Consider the following 777-nt stretch of genomic DNA (forward strand, 5'->3'; position numbering starts at 1 on the left):
CGCTCGCGATACCGGCGTCCCGGCAGGCCCGGGCGACACGGACAGCGATCTCACCACGGTTGGCGATCAGCACCTTGGTCAGCATGCCGCCTCCAGCACGTCGGCGTGGGCCGCGCCGAGCCGGTCGACGGTCTCGACGATGCCGCCGATGCCCGCGCCGGGGGTGAACACCGCGTCCACGCCCATGGCCTCCAGTTCGGTGACGTCGGCGTCCGGGATGATGCCGCCGACCAGCAGGCGGACGTCGCTCGCGTCCTCCTCGGCCAGCAGCTCGATCACGCGCCGCACGATCGTCAGGTGGGCGCCGGAGAGGATGGACAGGCCCAGCACGGCCGCGTCCTCGGCGATGACGGCGGCGACGATCTGCTCCGGGGTCTGGTGCAGGCCGGTGTAGATCACTTCGTGGCCGGCGTCGCGCAGGGCACGGGCGATCACCTTGGCGCCGCGGTCGTGACCGTCGAGTCCGGGTTTGGCGATCACCACTCGCAGTCGGGGCGGTGCGGCCGCACCGCCCAGGTCCGCGCGCTGTCGCAGGGCATTCATGGTCACTCCGATCGAACGTTCACAGGGGGAGGGCTGAGGCGTGCCAGCCGGCGGGGCCGTAGGTGCGCGACGTGCGCAGCAGGGAGCGGGGCGAGCCCCAGGCACCGGCAGGGCGGGGTGCCGGACCGGTGCCGGCGGTGCCGGCCGCGGACATCAGCACCGTGAGGGCGGCGGCGAGTTCCTCGGGGGTGGGGTTTCCCCGGACGACCTTGATCACGTCGGCTCCTTACAGGG

Annotated in this window: 3 protein-coding genes; all 3 read right to left on the reverse strand. The window is 73.0% G+C overall.

From position 1 onward, the window contains the following. Nucleotides 1-82: biotin carboxylase N-terminal domain-containing protein (locus VKA29_RS36870; protein ID WP_372462579.1), on the reverse strand; the 82-nt coding region annotated here is incomplete at its 3' end. Next, nucleotides 79-543, reverse strand: coding sequence for a cobalamin B12-binding domain-containing protein (locus tag VKA29_RS00535; RefSeq protein ID WP_324783091.1), 465 nt, complete (start codon nt 541-543; stop codon nt 79-81). The genes VKA29_RS36870 and VKA29_RS00535, both read right to left, overlap by 4 nt. Nucleotides 544-562: 19 nt before the next feature. Next, nucleotides 563-760, reverse strand: a complete 198-nt coding sequence (locus tag VKA29_RS00540) for an acyl-CoA carboxylase subunit epsilon (protein ID WP_324783092.1) — start codon at nt 758-760, stop codon at nt 563-565. Between the last annotated feature and the right edge of the window lie 17 nt (nt 761-777).

Origin of the sequence: Streptomyces sp. H51 (assembly GCF_035656535.1) — a bacterium.
Taxonomy (GTDB): domain Bacteria; phylum Actinomycetota; class Actinomycetes; order Streptomycetales; family Streptomycetaceae; genus Streptomyces.

Excerpts from the sequence above, each read along its gene's own strand:
- VKA29_RS00535 (WP_324783091.1), bottom strand. The coding sequence starts at position 543 with ATGAATGCCCTGCGACAGCGCGCGGACCTGGGCGGTGCGGCCGCACCG.